The following is a 25,829-nucleotide window of genomic DNA, read 5'->3' as shown; positions in this document are numbered from 1 at the left end:
GAAAATGTGAATACCTTTGGAAAGCAATTAGTATTAGCAATGTCATACTGAGGATAAACTGAAAGTTCACGAACGAAGTTCACTAAGTATCTTTTAAAAAGCAAAACAAAAATTTTTTGGAGAAGGATAGCAGAAATTCGGATTTTCTACACATTGGCAGCAAAATTCTGGAATGGTACAGCAATAATGCAAGAGATTTACCTTTCAGACAGACAAAAGATCCGTACAAAATCTGGATCTGTGAAATTGTATTTCAGCAGACGAGGATCAATCAGGGATTAAATCATTACAATAATTTCATTAAAAGATTTCCCGATGTAAAAACTTTGGCAGAAGCTGAAGAAAATGAAGTTTTACTTTATTGGAAAGGATTAGGCTATTATTCCAGAGCGATCAATATCCATAAAGCTGCCCGGCAGATTATGAATGATTATCAGGGCGTCTTTCCTGAACAATACGAAGAAATTTTAAAACTTAAAGGAGTAGGGAAATATACTGCAGCAGCCGTTTCAAGCATATGTTTTGATGGGAAAATGCCTGCCGTTGACGGGAATTTTTACCGTGTTCTGAGCCGCCTTTTTGCGGATGATTTTGATATTTCAAATTCAAGAGCGTTTACTTATTTTTCTGAGCTGGCTGCTTTGGTGATGCCTGAGAATGTGGGAGACTTTAACCAGGCGATGATGGATATCGGTTCAGAAATCTGTAAACCCAAAAATCCATTGTGTGGGGAATGTCCTGTGAATGAAGACTGCCTTGCATTTGCTATGCAGAAAATTTCAGATTATCCGGTAAAAACAAAAAAAGTAAAAACAGAAGATCTTGCTTTAACCTATTATTTTGTTCACAGAAACGGAAAGTTTTTAATCCGTCAGAGAAAAGATGATTTCATCTGGAAAAAGCTGTTTGAGTTTCCTGAGACTATTTCTTCGGAAATGGAAGCATTTATTACAGGTTCAAAAACGGTTGCTCATAAACTTACTCATAAGAATTTAAGTATTGAAATATTGAATGTTGAGGTTACTTCAGAAAAGATATGGAATGATTTTATAGCTGAAAATCAATACCTGATTACAGATGTTGAAGGCTCTCATGAAAAATCGTTTCCGAAACCCCTGGAAAATTACATTCAAAACTCTCTGAAAGACTGAAATTTGTCTTCTGAAATCTGAAATCTAATTTGTACTTTTGCAAAATGATTAAAAAAGTCATTTTTATTTTTGTATCACTGCTTTTAATTTCATGTGGAAAAGACCCTTCCCCAAAACCTTATGGAGAACTGCGTCTTGAATATCCTGCACCGAAATACCAAAAGTTTGAAAACGATTGTGCCTATACCTTTGAGTACTCGGACTTTGCTTCTATTGCACCTGCTAAAAAACCTTGCTGGTTCTATGTGAATTATCCTAAAATGAAGGCAAAGCTTTTCGTTACCTATTACCCTATACAAAACGACTTTGCAGACCATATCAAAGAAGCAGAAAAAATGGTATATGAGCATACCATCAAAGCCAGTTCCATAGATACGAAATCCTTTGAATACCCTGAAAAGAAAGTATACGGGAACTTCTATGAACTGAAAGGACAGAGTGCTTCCAACCTTCAGTTTTACATTACAGACAGTACGAAACACTTCGTTACTGCTTACTTATACTTTAATACGAGACCGAAACCGGACTCTCTTGCGCCTGCAGTGAACTATATCAAAAATGATATGAAACATATGCTGGACACTTTTGAATGGAAAAAATAATTACTTTTAATATACATTGAAAAATATATGAAACTTTTAGTTGTAGGAAGTGTTGCATTTGATGCAATTGAAACACCATTTGGTAAAACGGATAAAATCTTAGGAGGTGCAGCCACTTATATCGGAATCACTTCATCAATTTTAGGCGTTAAATCCGGAATTGTTTCTGTAGTAGGAGGAGACTTTCCACAAGAACATCTTGATATGTTCACAGACAGAGATGTAAACATCGAAGGAATTGAAATCGTAAAAGAAGGAAAAACATTCTTCTGGTCTGGAAAATACCACAACGATCTGAACACAAGAGATACTTTGGCTACAGAAGTAAACGTTTTGGAAAATTTTGATCCGAAAATCCCGGATTCAATGCAGGATGCCGAAATTTTATTACTTGGAAACCTACACCCTGGAGTTCAGTTATCTGTACTTGAAAAAATGAACAACCGTCCTAAACTGGTAATCCTTGATACCATGAATTTCTGGATGGATTCTGCATGGGATATCCTGATGGATATGATTGCTAAAACAGACGTTATTACCATCAATGATGAAGAAGCAAGACAGCTTTCAGGAGAATATTCTTTAGTAAAAGCTGCTAAAAAGATCCACACAATGGGTCCTGATTACGTAATCATCAAAAAAGGAGAACACGGAGCTTTACTTTTCCATGACAATAAAGTATTTGCTATTCCGGCACTTCCATTGGAAGATGTTTTCGATCCAACAGGAGCGGGAGATACTTTCGCAGGAGGTTTTGCGGCATATCTTGCTAAAAAAGAGAAAATAGATTTTGATACAATGAAATCAGCTCTTATCGTAGGATCTGCTATGGCTTCATTCACTGTGGAGAAGTTTGGAACAGAAAGAATAGAGGAAGTGAGCGAAGCAGATATGTTCAGCAGATTAAGACAATTCAAAGAATTAACGACTTTTGATGTTGAACTGCAGTAAATAAGTCTTTTTAAGAAATATTTATAATAAAAAATTGAGTGAAATTCGTTAAGAATTCTAAATTTGCAACTTGTTAAAATAGTAAAATGACAAATAAACTAAAAATCACTTTTCTTCTTGGGGTTTTCATCATGATATTCTCTTCAAATATGATGAATGCCCAGCTAAAACAAGGAGATTTGGTGGATGGTATTGCAGCTGTTATCGGGGATGAGATTGTTTTGGAATCTGATGTACTTGAACAAATGAATTATGGGAAACAGCAGGGAGCTGCCAACACAGATAAGTGTGAGTTCCTGGAAAACCTTATCAGCAACAAGCTTCTTGTATACGAAGCAAAAAAAGATACCTTAATTGAAAACCGTTCTGCAGCAATCAAAGAACAGGCTAACGCAAAATACCGTCAGTTGCTTTCTCAATTTCCGGATGAAAAAACATTGCTTGCCGCTTATAAGTTCAGAAACGCTTATGAGATGAAAAATGCTATCGAAAAGATAGATACAGACCAGTATTACGGACAGGCAAAATACCAGAGAGTTACCGATAAAGCTGACGTTACTCCAAATGAGGTGACTGATTTCTACAATATGTATAAATCACAGCTGCCACAGGTAAAAGATGAAGTTACTTTAGCTCAGATCATGATCTATCCTACATTAACGGAAGCACACAAACAAGAGCTTATCAACAGGTTGAAAAAGATCAAGCAGGATATTATTGGAGGGGAGACTTTTGAGAGCCAGGCCAGAATTTATTCTGAAGATGAAGGATCTGCCGCTAACGGAGGATTATATAAAAATATCAATAAAGGGCAGATGGTGAAGCCATTTGAAGCTGCAGCTTTGAACCTTCAGGAAAATGAAATTTCAGATCCTATTGAATCAGAATTCGGATTCCACATTATCCAGTTGTTGAAAAGATCAGGTAAAGTATATGATGCAAGACATATCCTGTTAAAAGCAGTACCTACTGATGAAGAGCTTAAAACAGCAAAGGCAAAACTAGACAGCATCAGAGGTCTTATCCTAAATGGTAAAATGACATTTAAGGATGCTGCTTTTAAATTCTCAGATGATAAAAGAACAAAGTTCAACGCAGGGGTGATTCCTGGGGCTGATGGTTCTGATAAAATTGAAAGAGAAAGTATCCCAGGTACAATCAGCTACGAATTGGCAGGATTGAACAAAGGAGACATGACTACCGCTTTTGAAGATGAAGAAAACAAGAGAAAGCAGATCAAAATCATTAAAATTGAAGATGTGATTCCTTCTCACCAGATTACACTGGAAACAGACTTCAGCAGAATCAAGCAGATGGCACTGAATAAAAAGAAAAGTGAAATGGTTGAAAAGTTTGTCAACTCTAAGTTACCAACAACTTTTATCTCCATTGACGGACGCTACGACAACTGTAGCTTCAAGTCTAACTGGAAGAAACAATCCATGGCAAAATAATAAAAAAACCTTCAGAACTTCTGAAGGTTTTTTTATTGATATATTTACAAAAACTGAGCATATGGATAATACGCTTTACCTTGAAAAATTTCATCTTGCAGCATCTGAAATTTCTGAAGAAACACTTAGTAAATACAGGCTGAAATTATCGGTTGATACCATTTTAGAATCTGTTGCATTTAAAGTTTATAAACCGGAATGGTCCGGAGATCTATTGTCACCTTTAGACGCCGGGGGACGGATTTTCTTTTCGGTTTGGGTAAATGATGAGACTATCCGCGAAAATAAGATCTATTATAACATTCATGCTCTTAAACTAAGAACTTTGAAAGACTATAAAATACCTGCAAGAGATTTTGCACAGGCCTTTAGAGAAGAATTTCTTAAACACCGGGAAGACTGGCCTAATATAAGTGTAGATTATGGTCCACTGACTTTAATGCAGGGCTGGATAGAATTAAATATAGATGATTTAGAAAAGAATATCGCTGAACTTGCTCAGAATTTTTTCAAAATAAGTTCTGTTATTGACCATATTTTGGAACGGTATAAAAAATGATAATATGAGGTTTTCTGCATATTTTTTAATCATGGAAGGCTCTGGAAATCGTTGTTTTTAGTATTTTTACACATGAGCAATTTTATAGATTTCAACGCTGCAAAAAAACTTCATGATATGGAGACCACCCAAAATAGAATTTCACATCTTTTTAATATCAAATATCCCATTATCCAGGCAGGAATGATTTGGCATTCCGGATGGAAGCTTGCTTCTGCGGTTTCCAATTGTGGTGGATTGGGCTTAATTGGAGCAGGAAGCATGTATCCTGATATCTTAAGAGAAAATATCCAAAAATGCAAACAGGCTACAGATAAACCTTTCGGGGTAAATGTACCCATGTTATACCCTAATATTGAGGAGATCATTCAGATCATTCTTGAAGAGGGAGTCAAAATTGTATTTACATCAGCAGGTAACCCGAAAACTTATACAGAAACCCTTCAGAAAGAAGGAATAAAAGTAGCTCATGTAGTTTCTTCTACCAAATTTGCTGTAAAGTGTGAAGACGCAGGAGTAGATGTTGTCGTTGCAGAAGGTTTTGAAGCTGGAGGCCACAACGGAAGAGATGAAACAACTACATTCTGTCTTATTCCGAATGTAAAGAAGCATATTTCTAAACCATTAATTGCTGCTGGAGGAATTGCTTTAGGTTCACAGATCAAAGCAGCAATGATTCTTGGAGCAGATGGTGTACAGATAGGTTCCCGTTTTGCTGCCACTACAGAAGCCAGTGCCCATGAAAACTGGAAAAAGAAAATTACAGAACTTCAGGAAGGAGATACTCATCTTACTTTGAAGGAACTTGCACCTGTAAGAATGGTTAAAAATAAATTTTTCAACGAACTGGAAGACATCTATCAGATTGGAAGAAATAAAGATGCTTTGGTGGCCTCATTGGGAAGAGCCAGAGCAAAACGGGGAATGTTTGAAGGTGATATGGAAGATGGAGAACTGGAAATAGGTCAGGTTTCTGCCCTGATTGATGAAATTCTTCCGGTGGAAGCTGTTTTCAGTCATCTGTTAAAAGAATTTGAAGACGTAAGAATGCCAACTTTTTAAATATAATTTTATTCAATGGAGGAAAGAATAATTGATGTAAAGGGTAAAAAATTATATATAGAACACAATAATCCGTTTGAAGGCAGACCCACCATTGTTTTTCTGCATGATTCATTAGGTTCAGTACAGCTTTGGAGAGACTTTCCGGCCAAATTATCCGAAGCTACACAATGCAATATACTTACTTATGACCGTTTAGGTTATGGAAAATCAGACCCCATGCCTACTCATGTAAGACCTGTGAATTATATGGAACTAGAAGCTCATGTATTGAATGAACTCTTGCTTGAAATTGAACCTGATATTGAGGATGTTATTTTATTCGGACATAGTGATGGAGGAACAATCGCCCTGATTATGGCAGCGGTTTATCCGGAATGGGTAAGAGCCGTTATCTGTGAAGCGGGACATATCTTTGTGGAAGACGTAACGTTGAAAGGTGTCTATGACGCATGGGATGCTTATAAAACGACTAATCTTCCAGAACGTTTACAAAAATATCATGGGGATAAAGTAGAAATGCTTTTCAGAGCCTGGACAGAAACATGGACGAGTGAAGACTACAGAAGCTGGAACATTGAATATCTGTTGAAAGACATTACTGCTCCATTACTATTCATCCAGGGAGAAGCCGATGAATATGGTACATTGGATCAGGTAGAGAAAACCATTACTCAGGTGAGTGGAAGTGCAAAAAAATATATCATTCCAGATATAGGGCATACGCCTCATAAAGAAGTTCCTGAACTTGTATTGAAGAAAGCAGCAGAATTTATCAGTAAATTTTTTTAACACATAATGAGCGGTAACAATATTTATAAGACATCTTGTAATCAGGATGTCTTTTTCAATGGGAAAACTTAAAGATATACTGTTGAATTAAAGTAACTGAAGTTCCTTAGCAATATTTTCCTTTGCCTGAGCTTCATACTTTTCTTTAAAATATTCTGTTTTAAAAATACTTTCAAGTTCCAGAAAATGCTTAAGCACTTTTTTTCTTCCCGGTTTATAAAGAAAGTCAGGATAAATAGAATATTCTTTTCTGATATTTTGAGTGTATTCCAGGTAGGTTTTAAAATCTTTGCCCAATACAGAAAGATCAGCATCCAAAAGATAATTCGTGTCTTCCTGATCAGAACGCTGATGAGATTTTGTAGCAAGAATCTGTTCTGAAATTACTGAAATCTTGTTTTTATTGACGTGAAGTTCAGCAAGTCTTTTTTCTGCCCTGGCAGCACTTTTTTCTTCGTTGGCTTTGGAAGTTGCATCATAAATCACATCATGATAGAATACAGAAAAAGAAAGAGCTGTAAAATCTGAGATAGTCATTTTCACTGCGTCAAGCTCCCAAAACATATTTTCAAGATGAAGAAGATTATGATAGTGCCTGCCTTTTTCAGAATACTTGGTTTCAATCTCCTTCCACAGATCGCTGATTAACTGCTGATCTTCGGTAAATGGTGCACAAAGCTGGTCAAAGTGATTTTTCAGATTCATAGAAATAATAGGATAAAAAAAGGAACTTTTAAAAAGTTCCCTGATTTGCTTCCAGAACAGCTTTCAGCTCAGCCCAGCCTCCGCCGTTATAACCGTCCTTTAATCCTTGAGCATTAAGATAATCCAATGCTTTTCCGCTTCTGTTTCCACTTCTGCAGAATAAGATTACCGGCTTTTCAATAGATAGAATCTCATCCTGTCTATCTTCTACTTCACCCAGAGGAATATTCTTAGCACCATCTATATTGCCGTCCATTTCAAGCTCCATTGGCTCACGAACGTCGATTAATTCATAGTTTCCGGATTGTATTACTTCTATTAAAGACATAGTTGTTGGGTTTAAACATTAAATAAGTAACGAAATTACGCAATTTTTTTTTGAAAAAAATCCTAATTAAAACATAATTTTTTCAGAAAAGAAACAGGATAGAAACAGGAGTTCAGATGAACCTCCGCAGAAGCCAGAAGATTGATAAAATAATCTTAATTTTGCAGTGTGAAATTATGAATGCAGGCGCTGAAAAATATTCCCAACTGATAAAGTCCAAGGCAAAAAGTTTTGGATTCCAGAGTTGTGGCATTTCTAAAGCTGATTTTCTGGAAGAAGATGCTCACCATCTTGAAAAATGGCTTAAGAATAATTATAACGGCGAAATGAAATATATGGAAAATCATTTCGATAAAAGACTTGACCCACGGCTTTTGGTAGAGGGTTCCAAATCTGTTATTTCACTTTCATACAATTACTTTCCCGAGGAAAAAATTTCAATATTAGAGAATTATAAAATCTCAAAATATGCTTATGCAGAAGATTATCACGAAGTAATCAAAGAAATTCTCCGTGAGATGGTGGCAGAGCTGCAGGAGGAAATAGGGGAGTTCGGATTCCGCGTTTTTGTAGATTCTGCACCCATTATGGAAAGAAGCTGGGCCAGAAAATCCGGAATTGGCTGGGTGGGGAAAAATGCTAATCTTATTACCAAGCAAAACGGATCTTTTTACTTTCTGGCTGAAATTATCTGTGATCTGGAACTGATTGCCGATCATGCCACTACAGACCATTGTGGAAGCTGCAGAAAATGTATTGATGCATGCCCCACAGATGCTATTGTTTCTGAGAAAATTATTGACGGAAGCCGTTGTATTTCTTATGCAACCATAGAACTCAAAAATGAAATTCCGGATTATTTTAAAGATAAAATGGAAGACTGGATGTTTGGCTGTGACATCTGCCAGGATGTTTGCCCATGGAACCGTTTCTCAGCGCCCAATAAACAAAGCCGTTTCAAACCTAATGAAGCCTTGAAAAACTTCAAAAAAGGAGAATGGAAAGAAATTACCCAGGAAATTTTCTCGGAAATCTTCAGAAAATCCCCTGTGAAAAGAACCAAATTTGCTGGGCTCAAGAGAAATATTGAGTTTTTACAGAAGTCTTCTGACTGATTTTTCCCTGAACTTTCGGTGACAATCCTTCCTTTGGAATTTTTCATAGTTCCAAACCAGAGCTGATAATCGACCATTCCTTAAATTTTCAGCTTTAAGGAGGTAAAGATTTATATCAATAAGTTTCTTGAAAAGCCTTTCCTATAAAGAAAAAAAGATTTTCAGGAGATCAGAATCTCACCGAAAATCAACGTTTTTTTTGTATTCTTTTAGGAGCAGTTTTTACTCTTACTTTAAACCTTTTTTGGGATTTAGTATTTTTACGCATATTTGTGAATATTTCGTAACTAAATATAGCTAATTTTTCGATTAAAACAAATACTTTTACTAAAATTAAAGATTAAATTTTATTAAAAAACATGACCGTGAAAACTATATTAATGTATCTTCTGAAAGTGATAGGAATTATTTTAGGAATTGTGATTATTTATGTAATCCTTGGGTTATTGATTCCTTATATCCCCGTTTCTGCAAAAGATGATGGACAGAAGAAAGAAATTCCAATCTATATATATACCAACGGAGTACATACTGATATCGTAATGCCTGTAAAAAACGACCTTCAGGACTGGAGCCTGAAAATTCCTTTTGCCAATACAAAATCAAAAAAAACAGATTATCAGTATATCGGAATAGGCTGGGGAGATAAAGGATTCTATCTTGATACTCCCACATGGGCTGATCTGAAATTTTCAACTGCTGTGAAAGCTGCATTCTGGCTAAGCGATTCAGCAATGCACTGTACCTATTATAATACTATGAAAGAGGGTGACGATTGTAAAATGATCATGGTCAGCAGAAAACAGTATGAGAACCTGGTAAAATTTGTAGAAGATAAATTTGACAGAGATCAGAATGGTAACTTCATGTTAATTCCTACAAATGCAGTGTACAGTGATAATGATGCCTTTTATGATGCCAAAGGTACCTATAGCTTTCTTTACACTTGTAATACCTGGTCAAATAATGCTTTAAAGGCTGCAGGACAGAAAGCAGCACTTTGGACTCCATCGGATTTCGGAATTTTTCAGCACTATAAATAACTCATGAAAGGGATTTATCTGTTTTTCATTGCGCTTTGGCTGTGTTCATGTTCTCAGGAGAAAAAAAACAATACAATAACAACAATGGAACCGCCTTTGGTTACAGAAAAAAGACCTGAAGCCGATCTTTCCAAATTAAAAATAAAAGCAGAAGAAGCATTGAAGTTCTGCAATTCAAAGGATCTTAATAATGATTTCTGTATCCTTATTGATATGAGTCTCCATTCAGGTGTTAACCGCTTTTTTGTCTGGGATTTTAAAAATAATAAGATTTCAAAAAAGTATCTGGTAGGTCATGGCTGTGGTTCCAATTCATGGAGTAAAGATGATTCTAAAGCAAATCCGGGATTCAGTAATGAAGACGGAAGCCACCTTTCCTCCTTAGGAAAATATAAGCTTGAGGGCAGAGGTTACAGCGACTGGGGAATCAATATTAAATATCTTATGCACGGCCTTGAAGAAACAAACAGCAATGCTTTAAAAAGATTTATTGTCTTTCATTCCTGGAACATGATGAGTGATACTGAAGTTTTCCCGAACGGATCTCCAGAAGGTTGGGGTTGTCCCACTATTTCCAACAACGCCATGAAGGAAATTGATCCGATGATTCAGAAATCAGGAAAACCTGTACTGATGTGGATATATAATTAAATCTTTGTTATACATTTGTTTCGTAACTATCATGTAAATTGATTCCCTCTTATGAAACATACGCTTTTCCGCGAACAACAGCTAAATTGTGATATAGAAACTGCCTGGAAATTCTTTTCTTCTGCCAATAACCTTTCAGAAATTACTCCGAAAGACATGGGCTTTATTGTATTGACGGAAATGACAGATGATGAAATCTATGAAGGAATGCTCATCGACTATTATGTTTCTCCATTGTTTGGTATTAAAATGAAATGGCAGACAGAAATTACCCACGTTGATTTTCAAAAAAACTTTATTGATTTCCAGAAAAAAGGCCCGTATAAATTATGGAACCACCATCATGAATTTATTCCAAATGACGAAGGAGTTCTGATGAGAGATACCATAGACTATGAGCTGCCTATGGGATTTTTAGGAGAAATTGCTCATCGTCTTTTCGTCAAAAAGAAACTGGAACATATCTTTGACTACCGTTTCAGAGTACTTAGTAAATTATTCTAGTTATACAATTTTAATTATTCAATAGAAACGGGCTTTAGCCCGTTTAATAACAGATGAAAATTTAACTGGCTTTAGCCAAAACCTAATGCCATTTTTCATTCAGAATTTTAAAATTTGGATTCCTACGGAATGACAGACTGGATGAATAGACTTCGCGTTCTATTTGTCATCCCGTAGGAATCCAAATTCCAAATGATGGAATTATTCACCCATTGTTTAAGTTTTTTTAACAGTTCAATGACCGGATTTTCCAGTAGAAATGACTATTTTTGCAGGAATATCGTTTTTACTAAAAAACTAATGTGTTCTGGTTGACATGGCAGGTCTGAGGTCATTTTTCATATTCTATATCATACTGGTTTTTTCCCTTTTCAATTCGAATTGGGCAGAAAAATCATTGGAGAATATTCCTCATGTTCCCCATGTAACCAATATTTATCTTCTGGATGTTTACGAAGAGGCAGATATGAACACACATGCATTACCTGCTGCTGCCAAAATTGTAAAACATTCCGTTAAAAAAAATGTTCCTGCAATTGCAGATTTTTCAGGAATATTAAAAGTTATTCCCAAAATCACACTTCCGGAGATTGCTGTATCTACTATTTGTGGAGTTAAATCCTTTCTCCATCTCCTCCAGTTGTACTAGGTTTAAGTTACTGAAAATCAAATTATTTTAACGAAATTTTATAACTTAAACATTTAAGAATGTATTTTAAAACTGTAATAATTTGCCTTCTGGCAACATTATTCGCTATGTCATGCAGTAAAGACAAAGAGAAAAATAATAAAAGAGATAAAGAAGTTCCTGTACTGGAAATCAAAGAAAAAGATACATTGGTGAGCAACCAGTTTGTCACTGATATCCAGGCTAAAAAAAATGTTGAAATGCGTTCCAGAATTGGAGGTATTATACAGCATATTTATGTAAACGAGGGACAATTTGTGCATCAGGGGCAGGCTTTATTCAAAATCAATGATGCCGAGCTGCAGATGGAACTTTTGAAAGCCAATGCGGCACTAAAGCAGACAGAAGCTGATGTCCGTATTGCAGAAGTAGAATTGAAGCAGATTCAGAGTCTTCATGCTAAAAAATTTGTAGCCAATAACGAACTGGAAATGGTGAAGGCAAAATTGTCCTCTGCCAAAGCAAAACATGCATTTGCTGATGCAGAGAAGAGAACGGTTCTTCAGAAAATAAGCTTTACAAAGATCACGGCACCTTTTGACGGGGTGATTGATGTGATTCCCCATAAAGACGGAAGTTTGGTGGAAAATGGCACTTTGCTGACTACTTTGTCTCAGTTGAATGAGGTATACGCGTATTTCTCCATCCCTGAAAACTTATACTTTGAGCTTTTGGCCAACGATAAGATCGGAAGTCATCAAAAGATTGAACTGACACTGCCGAACGGAGTCAATTACCAGTTCAACGGAGCTTTGAAAACCGCTGAAGGGGAAATCGACAGAGCCACAGGTTCCATCCGTTATAAAGTGCTGTTCCCCAATCCGGACCGTCTGATCAAACACGGAACTTCCGGAAAGCTTATTATTTCTGAGCAACAGAGTAAAGCAATTCTTATCCCACAAAAATCAACCTTTTCCATTCAGGATAAGACCTATGTTTTCGTAGTGGATAAACAGAATAAAGTGAAAATGACCAGCATTATGATCGGAACTACTTTAAGGGATTCTTATATGGTAGAAAGCGGTCTTAAAAAAGGAGATTTAATCATTTATGAAGGAACTCAGTCTTTGAAAGACGGCGATATCATCAAAATCAAAAAGAAGTATTAACCTTTCATAATCTTTAAATCTATTTACTATGGTAGAAATGTTTATAAGACGAAAAGTTCTTTCGTTGGTTATTTCCATATTATTTGTACTGCTGGGAATTATGGCGTTGTTAAAGATGCCGATTACCCAGTTCCCGGATATTGTACCTCCTTCAGTAACCGTTACGGCAAAATATACAGGAGCTAATGCCGAAGTATCTGCCAATGCAGTAGCGCTGCCTCTGGAAAGGGCGATCAATGGAGTGCCGGGAATGACATATATGTCTACGGTTACTTCAAATGATGGTCTTACCCTTATTCAGGTGTTCTTTGAAGTGGGAACAGATCCTGATGTAGCAGCGGTAAACGTTCAGAATAGGGTAACAACCATTCTTGACGAACTTCCTGAAGAGGTGATCAGGGCCGGAGTTACCACTGAAAAAGAGGTGAACAGTATGCTGATGTACCTCAATATCACAAGTACAGATCCAAGCCAGGATGAGCAGTTTATCTATAACTTTACAGATATTAATGTCCTTCAGGAGCTAAAACGTATTGACGGAGTAGGGCGTGCTGAGATTATGGGACAGAAAGAATACTCAATGAGAGTATGGCTGGATCCGCAGAAAATGGCAGCTTACAGTATTTCTGCAGATGAAGTGATCACTTCCCTGCAAAAGCAGAATATTTCCGCAGCACCAGGAAAAGTGGGAGAAACATCTGGAAAAACCTCCAGCCAGCTTCAGTATGTCATCAAATATAAAGGAAAGTTTTTTGAGCCTAAACAATATGAAGAAGTTCCCATCAGATCGGATGTTGACGGAACAATTTTAAAACTTAAAGATATTGCTAAAGTTGAATTCGGAGCGATGAACTACGGAATGGTTTCCAAAACAGACGGAAGACCATCCGCTTCCATCATGATGAAACAACGCCCCGGTTCCAATGCTTCAGAGGTTATTGAAAGCGTAAAGGCAAAAATGGAAGAATTAAAAGTCACTTCCTTTCCCCCCGGAATGGAATATAATATGGCTTATGATGTTTCCAGATTTTTGGATGCTTCCATCAGTGCGGTATTGACAACCCTTATTGAAGCTTTTATTCTGGTAGGAATTGTCGTATTTATCTTCCTTCAGGACTGGCGTTCCACTTTAATCCCTGTATTGGCTGTACCGGTAGCATTGGTAGGAACTTTTGCCTTCATGAATATGCTGGACTTCTCAGTGAACCTCTTAACGCTTTTTGCATTGGTTCTTGCGATCGGAATCGTAGTCGACAATGCTATTGTCGTTGTTGAAGCCGTCCACGTGAAAATGGAAGAAGGAATGAATGCGATGGATGCTACCATCAGTGCTACCAAAGAAATTGCAGGAGCTGTAGTTGCGATTACGATTGTAATGTCTGCTGTATTTATTCCTGTAGCGTTCCTTGATGGCCCGGTAGGAGTATTTTATCGCCAGTTTTCATTGACATTGGCTATCAGTATTGTGATTTCCGGAGTGAATGCATTGACGCTTACCCCAGCGCTTTGTGCTATCATTTTAAAACCCCATAATCATGATAAAAAGAAGACCATCATCGACAGAGCTTTCCAGAGTTTCAATACAGGCTTTGAAAGACTGACCAATGGGTATGTAGGTATTTTATCAAAATTTGCTACGAGGACTACCGTTACTTTCGGGCTGCTGTTTTTATTTGTGGGATTGACTTTTGTAACCAGCAAATTCCTGCCAACAGGGTTTATTCCGATGGAAGATCAGGGAATGGTCTATGTAAGTGTAACAACTCCACAGGGAGCAACGGTAGAAAGGACTGAAAAAGTATTGGATGAAGTTACGGTTATTGCCAAAAAGATTAATGGAGTAGAAAATGTGACCACGCTTGCGGGATACAGTATTGTAACAGAAATTGCAGGTTCATCTTATGGAATGGCGATGATCAATCTTAAAGACTGGAAAGAAAGAAATATTTCAGTGAATGATCTGATCGCAGAGCTTTCTGATAAAACAAAAAGCATAGCAGATGCCCAGATTGAGATCTTTGCACCACCTACAGTTCCCGGATTCGGTAATACAAGTGGTTTTGAACTTCGTTTGCTGGACAGAACCGGAGGAACCATTGAGAATACAGATAAAATCACTAAGGATTTTGTTAAAAAACTAAATGAAGCTCCTGAGTTACAAAACAGCTTTACCAGTTTTGATGCCACTTTCCCGCAATATATGATTAATGTGGATTATGATATGGCAGCGAAAAAAGGAATTTCTGTAGATAACGCGATGTCTACATTACAGACGATGCTGGGATCTTATTATGCTACGAATTTTATCCGTTTCAGCCAGATGTATAAAGTGATGGTGCAGGCAAGTCCGGAGCACAGAGATACCCCGGAAAGCATTCTGAATTTATATTTAAAAAATGATAAAGGTGAAATGGTTCCGTTCTCCACATTCATCACTATCGAAAAGGTATATGGTCCTGAAGTACTGACGAGGTACAATATGTACATGTCTGCAATGATCAATGGAGAACCTGCTGACGGCTACAGCTCCGGAGATGCCATTGCTGCTGTAGAACGTGTTGCCAAAGAGACACTGCCAAGAGGGTTTGATGTTGAATGGTCGGGGATGACAAGAGAAGAGATCTTATCAGGAAACCAGACAGTTTATATCTTCGCGATCTGCCTGCTGTTCGTTTATCTTTTACTGGCGGCACAATATGAAAGCTTTCTTCTTCCAATGCCTGTATTATTGAGTCTTCCTACAGGAATTTTCGGTTCCTATATCGCATTGGTAGCAATGGGATTGGATAACAATATTTATGCACAGGTAGCATTGGTGATGCTGATCGGACTTTTGGCTAAAAATGCGATTCTGATCGTGGAATTTGCAGTAGCAAGAAATAAACAGGGCTATGATATCATCCCGGCAGCTATTGAAGGGGCAAGACAGCGTCTGAGACCTATTCTGATGACTTCTTTTGCATTTGTGGCAGGACTTATTCCTCTATGTATTGCATCAGGAGCCGGAGCTATCGGGAACCGTTCCATTGGTACCGCTGCAGCTGGAGGAATGTTAATCGGAACCATCTTCGGATTGGTCGTGATTCCGGGACTGTATATATTCTTTGCAAAACTTGAAAATAAGAAGAAAGATGAAAAGATTAAATCATAGAAATATATTGTATGGAATAGCATCACTGAGCCTTATTTCATGTGCTGTTCCCAAAGTAACCGAGTTGAAAAAAGCCCAGGAACTACCGATTGAAATTATCAAAACAGATAAAAATAAAACTTCGGATGAATTTCAGCAGATCAACCTGAAGGCTTACTTTATAGATCCGCAGCTGCTTGAACTTTTTGATAAAGTGGTTCAGGCCAATCCTGATTTCCAGATTGCCCAGCAAAGAGTGGAAATTGCGAATAGTTTTCTTCAAAGATCAAAAATGGATTTATTGCCTTCCCTTGAAGTAGGGGTGGAGGCTTCCGGAAACCGATATGGAAAATATACGATGGAAGGAGTAGGGAACTATGATACTAACCTTTCTCCCAATATTACGGAAGATCAGAAGATTAACAGAAATTTTACTCCTAATTACTGGCTGGGAGCAAGAAGCAGCTGGGAAATTGATGCGTGGGGCAAGCTGAAAAACAAAAAAATTGCTGCCCAGAAGAAATATCTGGCCTCCACAGAAGGGCTGAGACTGTTGCAGGTAGAGCTTTTTACTGATATTGCTAATCTGTATTACCAGTTGGTAGCTTTAGACAATCGTCTTGCTATTTACCAGAAGAATTACAACCTTCAGCAGAGAGCATTTGAAATTGTTCTGGCACAGCGTGAAGTAGGAAAGGCAACAGAATTGGCTGTACAGCAGTTCAAAGCACAGAATAACAACTGGCTGGCTGAGATCGAACATATAAGGGTAGAAATAGTTACGGTAGAACAGGCTATTACCACGTTGACAGGAAGCTACGGCGGAGATGTAAAACGTGGAAAAATATTAATGCCTACCAATATGGAAGTATTAAATAAAACCATTAATGTGGAAGGAGTCATCCATTCCAGGCCGGATGTTGCTGCTAATTATTATGTTTTAGAAGCTTCTCAGGCTGATGCCAAGGCTGCGAGAGCCGCTTTTTATCCTAAAATTGATCTTGGTGCAGGTTTCGGAATGAATTCTTTTTCTGTAGAGACCTTCTTTAAACCAAGTTCTCTGGCAGGGCAGTTGTTGGGAGGGTTGATGGTTCCTGTTTTCAATAAAGGACAGCTGAAATACGAATTTAAAGTAGCAAGCAAAGAGCAGGAAATTGCTTTTTTAAACTATCAGAAAAGTATTACGACTGCTTTTAACGAGCTTCAATCGATTCTGAAACAGACTAAGATCTATGAACGTGTTTTGAAGCTTAAATCAGAAGAAGTAGGTTTCCTTGACCGTGGTGTAGAGGTTTCCAACGATCTGTATCTGACAGGATATGCCAATTATTTTGAACTGATTAACTCTCAGAAGAGCAAATTGACTGCTGAATTGGATTTATTGCAGTTCCAGCACCAGAATACCAGAAATAACGTCCTGCTGTTTAAAGCACTGGGAGGGAAACTGGATTGATTTTTACTTTTTTTTACGATGAAGGAAGCTGTCTTTTAGGCAGCTTCTTTTATTTTTTATCCTGTTCTACGGATTTCCGTAATCAGTATTGAAATAATTCCAGGATATTTATCATCTGACAAATAATGGTAATTATATACATTTTTACATTAATCCTGCTATCTTAATTATTATGACTAACGCAGTGAAATGAAGAATCTAAGCTTTATATGAGATTCTTCTTTCGTCAGAAATCAAAGATTCGAGGTAGTCAATGACAATGGTGTAAAATTGAATGTTGGGATCCTGAGTTTACAGATGGTCACCTCATTTGTATGCGTGAGAATCTAACTTTAATAAGTTGAGATATTTTATATGATTAAAAAAAGAGACTGTCCAAAGGGCAGTCTCTTTCTGTATTTTTTAAAACATAGCTGTATATAGCAGAATGTTTTATGCGTAAGTATTATTTAACAAGATGAATTTCAACAGCAGAGAATCCTTTAGGAGACTTTTCTTTTTCAAAAGATACTTTGTTTCCTTTTTTTACCGGTTCTGCACAGTTGTTGTTGTGGAAGAAGATATTTTCTTTAGAGTTATCTTCAGTGATGAAACCATATCCTTTTTCACTAAGGAAAGTAACAATTCCTGTTTTTCTTGGATCTTCCTCAATAATAGGAGCAGCACCCAGTTGAATATCATCAAGGTTCACTTCCTGTCTTTGTTCAGGTGGAGTAGAAGTTAATCTTCCGAATTCGTCTACATACATGAAAACATCCTCCGCTCCTTTGTTGTTGTTAGTTTTACGTTCTTCGCGTCTTAGCGCTTTTTCTTTTTGCTTTTGAATTTTTTTCTTGAAATTTTCCTTTTTAGAAAAAGAATCTGCCATAAATTATTTTTAGTATTTAGTTTCTATAAATTAATTGGTTCAATCTGGTCTGTTTTAGACCCCTATAAAGCCTGGCTATGTTTTCTGTTTTGGATTATCCCAATCATACAGAGCTTTAAAATTCCGACAAGTATTGTTCTTAGTAGAAGAATAAAAGTTTAAAATATGGCTGCTCAAAAAGCAAAGACTGAATAAAAAATATTCAGGTCGTTACAGAAAACAAAGTATTGACTTGGTTATTTAATGTACAAATATACAACAATAAAATGAATTATCAGGTTTTAAATGATTGATTATCAGAAATGGTTTTTACGGAACCTCTGTCGGTATACTTTATAGTCTGAGTGTAAGACGATAATAAGAGCTAAAACAAGGGCATAAAAAAAATCCCCAGAATACTGAGGATTGTAAAAAAATATATTATAAAAATGAAGTGGTGTATAATATGGCTGGAAAAGCATCAAATGTTATGCCTAAAATTGATGCGTAATAGTGAATTATATTGCTTTGTTTAATGTAAAAGGGTTATATCAAGTCATATCTGGTTGGTAAATAGTACTCTATTAAAAAATATTGTTTATATAAAAAATATAAATATTTCTCTCTTATTTTAAAATTAGAATCAGAAAAACAGCTGATAACCCTGTTGAATTTAATACAATTCCCGAAAACTTCACCATGTTGAGGCCATTTTTATTATCCATCTTTGCTTCATTAACATTTAAATATAAAATCAATGTCAACACAAAATGTAAAAGGAAAAGTTGTTTTAATTGCCGGAGGGGGAAAAAACCTGGGAGGACTTTTAAGTAGAGATTTTGCAGCGAAAGGCGCAAAACTGGCAATACATTACAACAGTGAAAGCTCAAAAGCAGATAGCGAAAAAACACTTGCTGAGGTACAGGCATTAGGAGCAGAAGCATTTTTGTTTCAGGGAGATCTTACCAAAGTAGATAATATTACAAAATTCTTTGATGAAGCAATTTCCCGTTTCGGAGGGATTGATATTGCGATTAATACTGTAGGAATGGTACTTAAAAAGCCATTTGCTGAAACTACAGAAGAAGAATATGATACCATGTTTAATGTCAACTCAAAATCAGCTTACTTCTTTTTGCAGGAAGCTGGTAAAAAGCTGAACGATCAGGGAAAAATCTGTACTATTGTTACTTCATTGCTGGCTGCTTATACAGGTCTGTATTCTACTTATGCAGGAGCAAAAGCACCGGTAGAGCATTTTACAAGAGCGGCTTCCAAAGAATTCGGAGCAAGAGGAATTTCGGTAACTGCTGTAGCACCTGGACCAATGGATACTCCTTTCTTCTATGGACAGGAAACTGATGATGCTGTGGCTTACCATAAATCAGCATCAGCATTGGGAGGGCTTACAGATATTAAAGATATTGCTCCGCTGGTAGAATTTCTGGTAACAGAAGGCTGGTGGATTACCGGGCAGACCATTTTTGCTAACGGAGGATATACAACCAGATAATCTATCAGATAATCCATAAAAAATAAACTCACTGAAAACAGCTTTCAGTGAGTTTTTATTGTAGAAGAAATCAGGAAATTAAGTGGTTTTTACCTTTCCTTTTTCCAATATACTTTTGATGATAAAGAATAAACCGAGAAGAACAAAAGGAATACTCAGCAGCTGTCCCATATTCAGGCTCATTCCGTGCTCAAATTCTACCTGGTCTACCTTGATGAACTCGATCAGAATTCTCATGATGAAAATCAACAGAATACTGATTCCGAAATAAAATCCTTTTCCGATTTTAAATATGTTTTTCTTATAAATGAAATACACAGAAAGGAAAATAATAAAATAAGAAATAGCTTCATAAAGCTGGGCTGGGTGTCTCGGAAGATCATCTACCTGACGGAATATAAAAGCCCATGGAACATCCGTAGGAATTCCAATGATTTCAGAATTCATAAGATTGGCCAGCCTTATAAAAGTACCACCCAACGGAAGTACAATCGCTATAGCATCTAAAATCGTCATGAATGGAATAGAAAACTTTCTTGCATAGATAAGAAGCATGATCACCAACCCAATACCACCACCATGGCTGGCAAGTCCTGCAAATCCTGTAAAGTGGTAAGTTCCGTCCACTCCTTTCTGAATCGGCAGCAATATTTCAAGCGGGTGCTGGGAATAATAATCGAAATCATAAAAAAGACAATGTCCCAGTCTGGCACCCAATAGAATTCCTATCAATGCATAAGAGAATAAAGCTTCATGAGCCTGCGAACTAAGGCCTTCTTTTTTATAAATACGTTTTAAAATATTTAAACATAAAACAAGTCCTGCAAGAAATAGGAGTCCGTAATATTTTAAAGGAAATCCTAAGATATTGACGATTTCGGGATTGACATCCCAGTTGATATATAATAAATTCATTCCTGCAAAGATAAGAAATTAGGAATTTCTGAACTGAATGGCCGTATTCCTGGATTTTTCAATTTGATTTTCAGAATGCTATGGATGGATTTCGTACAAGAGATAAAATTATATTTCTAAGGAGAATAGGTCGTTACCTGTGATAAGAATGAACATAATTTAAAATGATTCTTGATGAAACATTTGGTAACTTTAACGTACCACCAAAACAAAAAGCTATGCATCATCAGTTGGAAAAACATTATGTAAACAGGGTAGGCTGGCTTCGGGCAGCCGTATTGGGAGCGAATGACGGCTTGTTATCCACTACAAGTATTGTCATCGGGGTTGCCGCTGCTGAACCAGACCGGCATATCATTATTCTTGCGGCGCTGGCGGGTATGATTGCCGGGGCTATGTCTATGGCAGCGGGAGAATATGTTTCCGTGAGTTCACAGGAAGATACGGAGAAAGCAGATTTACTTCGTGAAAAACGTGAACTTGAACAAATGCCTGAAATAGAACTTAGGGAACTTGCCAAAGTGTATGAACAACGTGGCTGTACCAAAGAAACAGCGATGCAGGTAGCCATTGAACTTACAGAACATGATGCATTGGGAGCACACGCCCGTGATGAATTAGGCATTAATGAAATAACACAGGCGAAACCACTGCAGGCCGCGATGGCTTCATTCAGTTCTTTTGCAGTGGGTGCTTTATTGCCGTTTAGCGTTTCTCTTTTGGCACCTCTTAAGCAAATGGTATATTTTCAATACGGATTTTCAATTATATTTTTAATGCTTTTGGGAGCAATCTCTGCAAGAGCGGGAGGTTCCAGCATTAAAGTGGCGGTATTAAGGATTTGTTTCTGGGGAACCGTTGCAATGGGAATTACAGCATTTGTAGGACACATTTTCGGAGTCAATGTAGCGTAAAAATATTTCTGTCTGAGCTATACAAAAGACCATCTGCAAAACGCAGATGGTCTTTTGTATTATTTAATTGAAGATAATTATTACTTATTTAGAAATCTCTTTTCAACCAGATGATAAAAAATAGTTGTTACAGGGATTATAAAAATGAAAATAAATCCAAAGATAACCCATTGCCGGGCATCGTTTGTGAGTTCAAAGTTTTTTAATAAATAAAGGTTTATTAATGCAAGGAACGGACCGTGTATAAGATATAAACTGTAAGATATTTTTCCTAAAAATTCTAATGGCTTGTTTTCCAGAATCACAATTGTTTTTCCTGTTAATTTTTTATAAGTGACTAATGCATACAGTAAAAAAGAGAAAGTTACCCCTGTAATCAATATCATTAAAAAACCGTTAATATCTAACAACGCGAATACTACTAAACTTCCTATGAAAAGAGTTACCGCTGACGGAATTAAAAATTTATTGATTGTTGCTCTTTTAAATGATAGATAGCAACATATAACTCCCATGAAAAATAGAATTATAAATTCAGGTTTCGCCATCGGAATCAGCTTTTTTAGCAATAATGCCAATATAACGAATAGAATAAATGATACATACATATTAATTCTTTTCCAAAATATAAGCATGAGAGGAAAAAGCCAATAAATCTGCCATTCTGTAGCTATGGACCAATGAGCTCCATTGATCTTATAAATCCATGAAGAATCTAAATTATGAACTAACCCGATATGGCTGATAACCGACCCCAAAGTGACAGGTATTTTACTATCCCAGGCTGTATTTTGTGCTGTTTGTAATAAAGGGAACAATAAGATCATTAATCCTGATAATAATAAAGCAACATAATATGGCGGGATTAATCTTTTAGCTCTTCTGCTAATGTATCTTTTGAACCCTCCTTTGATTTCCATGTTATTGTTAACTACCGGAATGGCAAGACAAAAACCGGAAAGAACGATAAATATAGATACTGCTAAATGACCAATTGATGTAGATTTTTGTATAAAGTGTAGAATAAGGTCATTAGACCATTTAATATCGTGAGCGGTAGAATAGCCATTAAATAATAAAGAATGATACAAAACGACCCATAATGCTGAAATTCCTCTGATCCCGTCAAGAAACTCAAATCTTATCTTCATAAAAATATTTTCCGCAAAAGTAAAGTAAAATACGAAGCCGTGAAAAAATAATGTTACTCTTAACTTTTATTAATAAATCTGGTTATTGTATGAACTTGTGATTGATAGAATTGAAGAATTATTAATTACGAAAAGAATAGAGGAGTGTAAAAGGTTTTCCTTTTGGCTACCCTTAAAATTAAAAACCTCTGAAAATCAAATGATTTCAGAGGTTTTTTGTACCCAGGACCGGGATCGAACCGGTACTCCTAAGAACTGGTGTTTGAGACCAGCGCGTCTACCAATTCCGCCACCTGGGCTTGATGTTTACTGCAAACATGATGTTTGTTTCAAATTGGTGTGCAAATATAGGAACTTTTTTCAATGTTCAAAAGCTTTTTGAAGAAAAATTTTTAAAAGTTGAGTTCCAAACCATCGTAGGCAAGGTGCATTCCGGGTGGAAGCTGCTTATCTTCAGTATCATGCAGTCCTAAATGATGACTGATGTGTGTTAAAAATAATTTCTTTGGTTTTAGCTCTTCAAATAGTTTGATAACATCCGGAAGAATAAAATGGGCAGGATGGGGGTCAAATTTTCTGATACAGTTTAAGATCAGCACATCCAGATTCTTCAGTTTTTCCTTTTCTGTTTCAGAAATGAATCCGGCATCTGTAATGTAGGCCAGGTTTTTAAATTTGTATCCGAAGACAGTGATTTTATAGTGAATCACTTCTACAGGAGTGATTTCCGTATCAAGTACCTGGAAAGGTTTATTTTCAATTTCATGAAGTTCAAAAGCGGGTGCTCCGGGATATCTTACATCAGCAAAAGCATAAGGAAATCTGTTTTTTATTTCATGAGCAACTCTTGAGTAGCAGTAAAGAGGAACATCTTTTCCACTCTTAAAAATCAATGGCCGCATATCATCAAGCCCGATTACATGGTCATTATGTTCATGAGTTATCAACGCAATATCTACGGTATGTTCGTGGTTGGTAAGCATTTGCTGTCTGAAATCCGGACCGCAGTCGATCAGTATTTTTTTATTTTCTTCCGTAGTAACCATCACGGAAGAACGCAAACGATTGTCTTTGGGATTTTCAGAAGTACACACTTCACATGTACAGCCTATAACGGGTACACCTTGTGAAGTACCGGTTCCTAAAAATTTCAACTTCATTTTGTTTTGAGGTTGGTTTAATTTTGGTAAATTTACAAAAAATTTCATGTCCTAATGTATCAGAAACTAACTCCTAAACAAAAAGCATTAACAATTAATCTAGATCCTACTATTTATGGTACTTTCGCAGAAATTGGAGCAGGGCAGGAGACTGTTCGCCACTTTTTTAGAGCAGGGGGAGCTTCCGGTACGATTGCTAAGGCGATGTCTGCTTATGACAAAGATTTTAGTGATGCCATCTACGGAAAGGAAGTAAAAAACAGGTACGTTACCCAGAACAGGCTTCGCAAAATGCTTCGGTATGAAGTAGCTTTGATTGAAGAGAGAATTTCAAGAGATAATAATCCCGACAGAAAATTCTTTTCTTATGCCAATACGGTAACAACCATCAATTTTGACAAAACGGTAAAAGGCCACGGCTGGGTGGGAATTCGTTTTCAGACTAAAGAAAATGAAGATTACAATGAAATCGTGATTCACGTAAAATTCAAAGAAAATGATGCTACCCTTCAGCAGGAAACCTTAGGAAATCTGGGGGTAAATCTTATTTTCGGGGCTTTCAATTATTTTGACAATCCAAGAACTTTAGTAGAATCCTTATACGATGATATTGCAAAAGACAACCTGGAAATTGATATGATTGATTTCAGCGGGCCTGCTTTTGCTTATGTTGACAACAGGCTGATGTCTCTTCAGTTGGTTAAAAATGGAATGACCGATGCCGTGATTTTCAATTCTCAGGGCAGCAATATGCTTCCGGCAGATGTATTGTACAAGAAAAATATTTTCGCGGTAAGAGGAAGCTTCAGACCAGTAACGAAAGTAAACATTGATATGCTTAAAAATGGGATGGATATGTTTTTCAAAGATGCTATCTGTACCCATGAAGAAACAGAAGTTCTTATCGAGATCACCATTTCCAATTTGAGAGCAGACGGAGATATTGATGAAAGAGATTTCCTTGACAGGGTTGATATTCTTGCTAAACTGGGATACACTGTTATTATCTCCAATTTCTCTGAATACTACAGACTGATTGATTATTTTGCATCTTATACAAGCGGGGATATTGGAGTAGCAATGGGAGTAAATAACCTGTTGATGGTATTTGACGAGAAATACTATAAAAATATGTCTGGCGGAATCCTTGAAGCGTTCGGAAAATTTTTCAGAAACGGGATGAGAGTATATCTGTATCCTTATAAAGATCCTGAAACGCATCAGTTGCTGGATTCTTCAAACCTGAAAGTAGAAGAAAACCTGAAAGAACTATATAAATATTTCAAACACAACAATCGTATTGTAGATATTACGAACTATAATCCGGAGTTTCTGGAAATCTATTCAAGAGAAATATTGAGAAAAATAGCATGTTGTGTGAAAGGCTGGGAAACTCAGGTTCCTGAAGGTGTAGCAGAAATGATTAAAGAGCGCGGAATGTTCGGATATAAAGAAGAGCTTTCCCTAAAACAATTCTCTTAAAAAAATATATACAATGTCAGAATTAAAGAAAAGACTTTCCTCAATTCTTGAAAGTCCTAAACATAATACAGAAGAAAAACTTGAAAAAGTTTGTCACTTGTTGGATCAGGAAATCTCTTACTTCAACTGGACAGGTTTCTATTTCAAAAACGGAGATAAGGAAGAATTAATTTTAGGCCCTTATGTAGGAGCACCAACAGATCATACCATTATTCCTTACGGTAAAGGAATTTGCGGACAGGTTGCGGTTTCCAATGAAACATTTGTAGTTCCTGATGTGAACGAAGAAAGCAATTATTTAAGCTGCTCTATTGATACAAAAGCTGAGATTGTAGTTCCTATCTTTAAAGACGGAAAAAATGTCGGACAGATTGATATTGATTCCCATACAGTAGATCCTTTCACCAATGAGGACCGCGAATTATTAGAATGGCTTTGTAACGAAGTTTCTAAAGTTTTGTAATTGAATTTCAATCCGAATATAATATAGACTCCGGCTTTTATAGTCGGAGTTTTTTATGAGTTTTGAAATAGAGTATACAACCGGAGA

Annotated in this window: 25 protein-coding genes and 1 tRNA gene; 19 read left to right on the top strand and 7 right to left on the bottom strand. The window is 36.6% G+C overall.

The annotated features are described in order from the left end of the window. Nucleotides 1-116: 116 nt before the first annotated feature. The 7 genes from mutY (at nt 117) to OL225_RS13340 (ending at nt 6,571) form a co-directional block, all read left to right on the top strand. Nucleotides 117-1,151, top strand: coding sequence for an A/G-specific adenine glycosylase (mutY, locus tag OL225_RS13370; RefSeq protein ID WP_264518588.1), 1,035 nt, complete (start codon nt 117-119; stop codon nt 1,149-1,151). Nucleotides 1,152-1,195: 44 nt separating this feature from the next. After that, nucleotides 1,196-1,753, top strand: a complete 558-nt coding sequence (gldD, locus tag OL225_RS13365; protein WP_047377138.1) for a gliding motility lipoprotein GldD — start codon at nt 1,196-1,198, stop codon at nt 1,751-1,753. 27 nt (nt 1,754-1,780) lie between these two features. Further along, nucleotides 1,781-2,704, top strand: a complete 924-nt coding sequence (locus OL225_RS13360; protein ID WP_047377137.1) for a PfkB family carbohydrate kinase — start codon at nt 1,781-1,783, stop codon at nt 2,702-2,704. 86 nt (nt 2,705-2,790) lie between these two features. Beyond that, complete coding sequence (locus OL225_RS13355) at nt 2,791-4,158, top strand: peptidylprolyl isomerase (RefSeq protein WP_264518587.1); 1,368 nt, start codon at nt 2,791-2,793, stop codon at nt 4,156-4,158. Nucleotides 4,159-4,219: 61 nt separating this feature from the next. Continuing rightward, the gene (locus tag OL225_RS13350) at nt 4,220-4,717 is read left to right on the top strand and encodes a hypothetical protein (RefSeq protein ID WP_264518586.1); all 498 of its coding nucleotides are present in this window, start codon (nt 4,220-4,222) and stop codon (nt 4,715-4,717) included. Nucleotides 4,718-4,789: 72 nt separating this feature from the next. Further along, nucleotides 4,790-5,779 (top strand): NAD(P)H-dependent flavin oxidoreductase, encoded by a 990-nt coding sequence (locus OL225_RS13345; protein WP_264518585.1) that lies wholly within the window; start codon nt 4,790-4,792, stop codon nt 5,777-5,779. A gap of 15 nt (nt 5,780-5,794) precedes the next feature. Beyond that, entirely contained in the window at nt 5,795-6,571 is a 777-nt protein-coding gene (locus tag OL225_RS13340; protein WP_264518584.1) for an alpha/beta fold hydrolase, read from the top strand. A gap of 87 nt (nt 6,572-6,658) precedes the next feature. Here OL225_RS13340 and OL225_RS13335 read toward each other — a convergent pair whose 3' ends face one another. Both OL225_RS13335 and OL225_RS13330 read right to left on the bottom strand, forming a co-directional pair. Then, the gene (locus tag OL225_RS13335; RefSeq protein WP_264518583.1) at nt 6,659-7,276 is read right to left on the bottom strand and encodes a hypothetical protein; all 618 of its coding nucleotides are present in this window, start codon (nt 7,274-7,276) and stop codon (nt 6,659-6,661) included. A gap of 28 nt (nt 7,277-7,304) precedes the next feature. Then, a complete protein-coding gene (locus tag OL225_RS13330; RefSeq protein WP_047377132.1) occupies nt 7,305-7,604 on the bottom strand; it encodes a rhodanese-like domain-containing protein in 300 nt (99 codons plus the stop codon). A 176-nt stretch (nt 7,605-7,780) separates the two neighbouring features. Here OL225_RS13330 and queG point away from each other — a divergent pair, with 176 nt between their 5' ends. The 8 genes from queG (at nt 7,781) to OL225_RS13290 (ending at nt 17,297) form a co-directional block, all read left to right on the top strand. Beyond that, nucleotides 7,781-8,719, top strand: coding sequence for a tRNA epoxyqueuosine(34) reductase QueG (queG, locus tag OL225_RS13325; RefSeq protein ID WP_047377211.1), 939 nt, complete (start codon nt 7,781-7,783; stop codon nt 8,717-8,719). Nucleotides 8,720-9,078: 359 nt separating this feature from the next. After that, nucleotides 9,079-9,762 carry a TIGR02117 family protein gene (locus OL225_RS13320; protein WP_264518582.1) on the top strand — a complete coding sequence of 228 codons (684 nt, stop codon included), beginning with the start codon at nt 9,079-9,081 and terminating at the stop codon, nt 9,760-9,762. A gap of 3 nt (nt 9,763-9,765) precedes the next feature. Then, nucleotides 9,766-10,413: a murein L,D-transpeptidase catalytic domain family protein gene (locus OL225_RS13315; RefSeq protein ID WP_264518581.1), complete on the top strand. Its 648-nt coding sequence runs from the start codon at nt 9,766-9,768 to the stop codon at nt 10,411-10,413. A 51-nt stretch (nt 10,414-10,464) separates the two neighbouring features. Beyond that, complete coding sequence (locus tag OL225_RS13310) at nt 10,465-10,917, top strand: SRPBCC family protein (RefSeq protein ID WP_047377129.1); 453 nt, start codon at nt 10,465-10,467, stop codon at nt 10,915-10,917. A gap of 397 nt (nt 10,918-11,314) precedes the next feature. Next, on the top strand, nt 11,315-11,566 hold the full coding sequence (locus OL225_RS13305) for a hypothetical protein (protein ID WP_264518580.1): 252 nt from the start codon (nt 11,315-11,317) through the stop codon (nt 11,564-11,566). A 59-nt stretch (nt 11,567-11,625) separates the two neighbouring features. Continuing rightward, a complete protein-coding gene (locus OL225_RS13300) occupies nt 11,626-12,714 on the top strand; it encodes an efflux RND transporter periplasmic adaptor subunit (RefSeq protein ID WP_413541849.1) in 1,089 nt (362 codons plus the stop codon). A 28-nt stretch (nt 12,715-12,742) separates the two neighbouring features. Beyond that, nucleotides 12,743-15,865, top strand: a complete 3,123-nt coding sequence (locus tag OL225_RS13295) for an efflux RND transporter permease subunit (protein WP_264518578.1) — start codon at nt 12,743-12,745, stop codon at nt 15,863-15,865. Next, nucleotides 15,846-17,297, top strand: a complete 1,452-nt coding sequence (locus OL225_RS13290; RefSeq protein WP_264518577.1) for a TolC family protein — start codon at nt 15,846-15,848, stop codon at nt 17,295-17,297. The genes OL225_RS13295 and OL225_RS13290 overlap by 20 nt, the downstream gene beginning before the upstream one ends. A gap of 445 nt (nt 17,298-17,742) precedes the next feature. Here the strand turns inward: OL225_RS13290 and OL225_RS13285 are convergent, their stop codons facing one another. After that, nucleotides 17,743-18,165, bottom strand: a complete 423-nt coding sequence (locus tag OL225_RS13285; protein ID WP_047377124.1) for a cold shock domain-containing protein — start codon at nt 18,163-18,165, stop codon at nt 17,743-17,745. 736 nt (nt 18,166-18,901) lie between these two features. Here OL225_RS13285 and OL225_RS13280 point away from each other — a divergent pair. After that, nucleotides 18,902-19,657: an SDR family oxidoreductase gene (locus tag OL225_RS13280; protein ID WP_047377123.1), complete on the top strand. Its 756-nt coding sequence runs from the start codon at nt 18,902-18,904 to the stop codon at nt 19,655-19,657. A 78-nt stretch (nt 19,658-19,735) separates the two neighbouring features. On the opposite strand, the gene lgt is transcribed toward OL225_RS13280, so the two are convergent. Beyond that, entirely contained in the window at nt 19,736-20,572 is an 837-nt protein-coding gene (gene lgt, locus OL225_RS13275) for a prolipoprotein diacylglyceryl transferase (protein ID WP_047377122.1), read from the bottom strand. Between the two features lie 218 nt (nt 20,573-20,790). Here lgt and OL225_RS13270 point away from each other — a divergent pair, with 218 nt between their 5' ends. Further along, nucleotides 20,791-21,486, top strand: a complete 696-nt coding sequence (locus OL225_RS13270) for a VIT family protein (protein WP_047377210.1) — start codon at nt 20,791-20,793, stop codon at nt 21,484-21,486. Between the two features lie 80 nt (nt 21,487-21,566). Here OL225_RS13270 and OL225_RS13265 read toward each other — a convergent pair whose 3' ends face one another. From OL225_RS13265 to OL225_RS13255, 3 genes are all read right to left on the bottom strand, one after another. Next, complete coding sequence (locus tag OL225_RS13265) at nt 21,567-22,637, bottom strand: acyltransferase family protein (protein WP_264518576.1); 1,071 nt, start codon at nt 22,635-22,637, stop codon at nt 21,567-21,569. Nucleotides 22,638-22,856: 219 nt separating this feature from the next. Next, nucleotides 22,857-22,936, bottom strand: a tRNA-Leu gene (locus tag OL225_RS13260). A gap of 93 nt (nt 22,937-23,029) precedes the next feature. Continuing rightward, nucleotides 23,030-23,797, bottom strand: a complete 768-nt coding sequence (locus OL225_RS13255; RefSeq protein WP_264518575.1) for an MBL fold metallo-hydrolase — start codon at nt 23,795-23,797, stop codon at nt 23,030-23,032. A 54-nt stretch (nt 23,798-23,851) separates the two neighbouring features. Here OL225_RS13255 and OL225_RS13250 point away from each other — a divergent pair, with 54 nt between their 5' ends. Together OL225_RS13250 and OL225_RS13245 are read left to right on the top strand one after the other, a co-directional pair. Further along, on the top strand, nt 23,852-25,279 hold the full coding sequence (locus OL225_RS13250; RefSeq protein ID WP_047377120.1) for a hypothetical protein: 1,428 nt from the start codon (nt 23,852-23,854) through the stop codon (nt 25,277-25,279). 13 nt (nt 25,280-25,292) lie between these two features. After that, the gene (locus OL225_RS13245; protein WP_264518574.1) at nt 25,293-25,742 is read left to right on the top strand and encodes a GAF domain-containing protein; all 450 of its coding nucleotides are present in this window, start codon (nt 25,293-25,295) and stop codon (nt 25,740-25,742) included. Nucleotides 25,743-25,829 lie beyond the last annotated feature (87 nt).

It is taken from the genome of Chryseobacterium viscerum, assembly GCF_025949665.1.
GTDB lineage: Bacteria > Bacteroidota > Bacteroidia > Flavobacteriales > Weeksellaceae > Chryseobacterium > Chryseobacterium viscerum_A.
The sequence above is the reverse complement of the archived record's forward strand: the minus strand, read 5'-3'. Positions and strand labels throughout refer to the sequence as shown.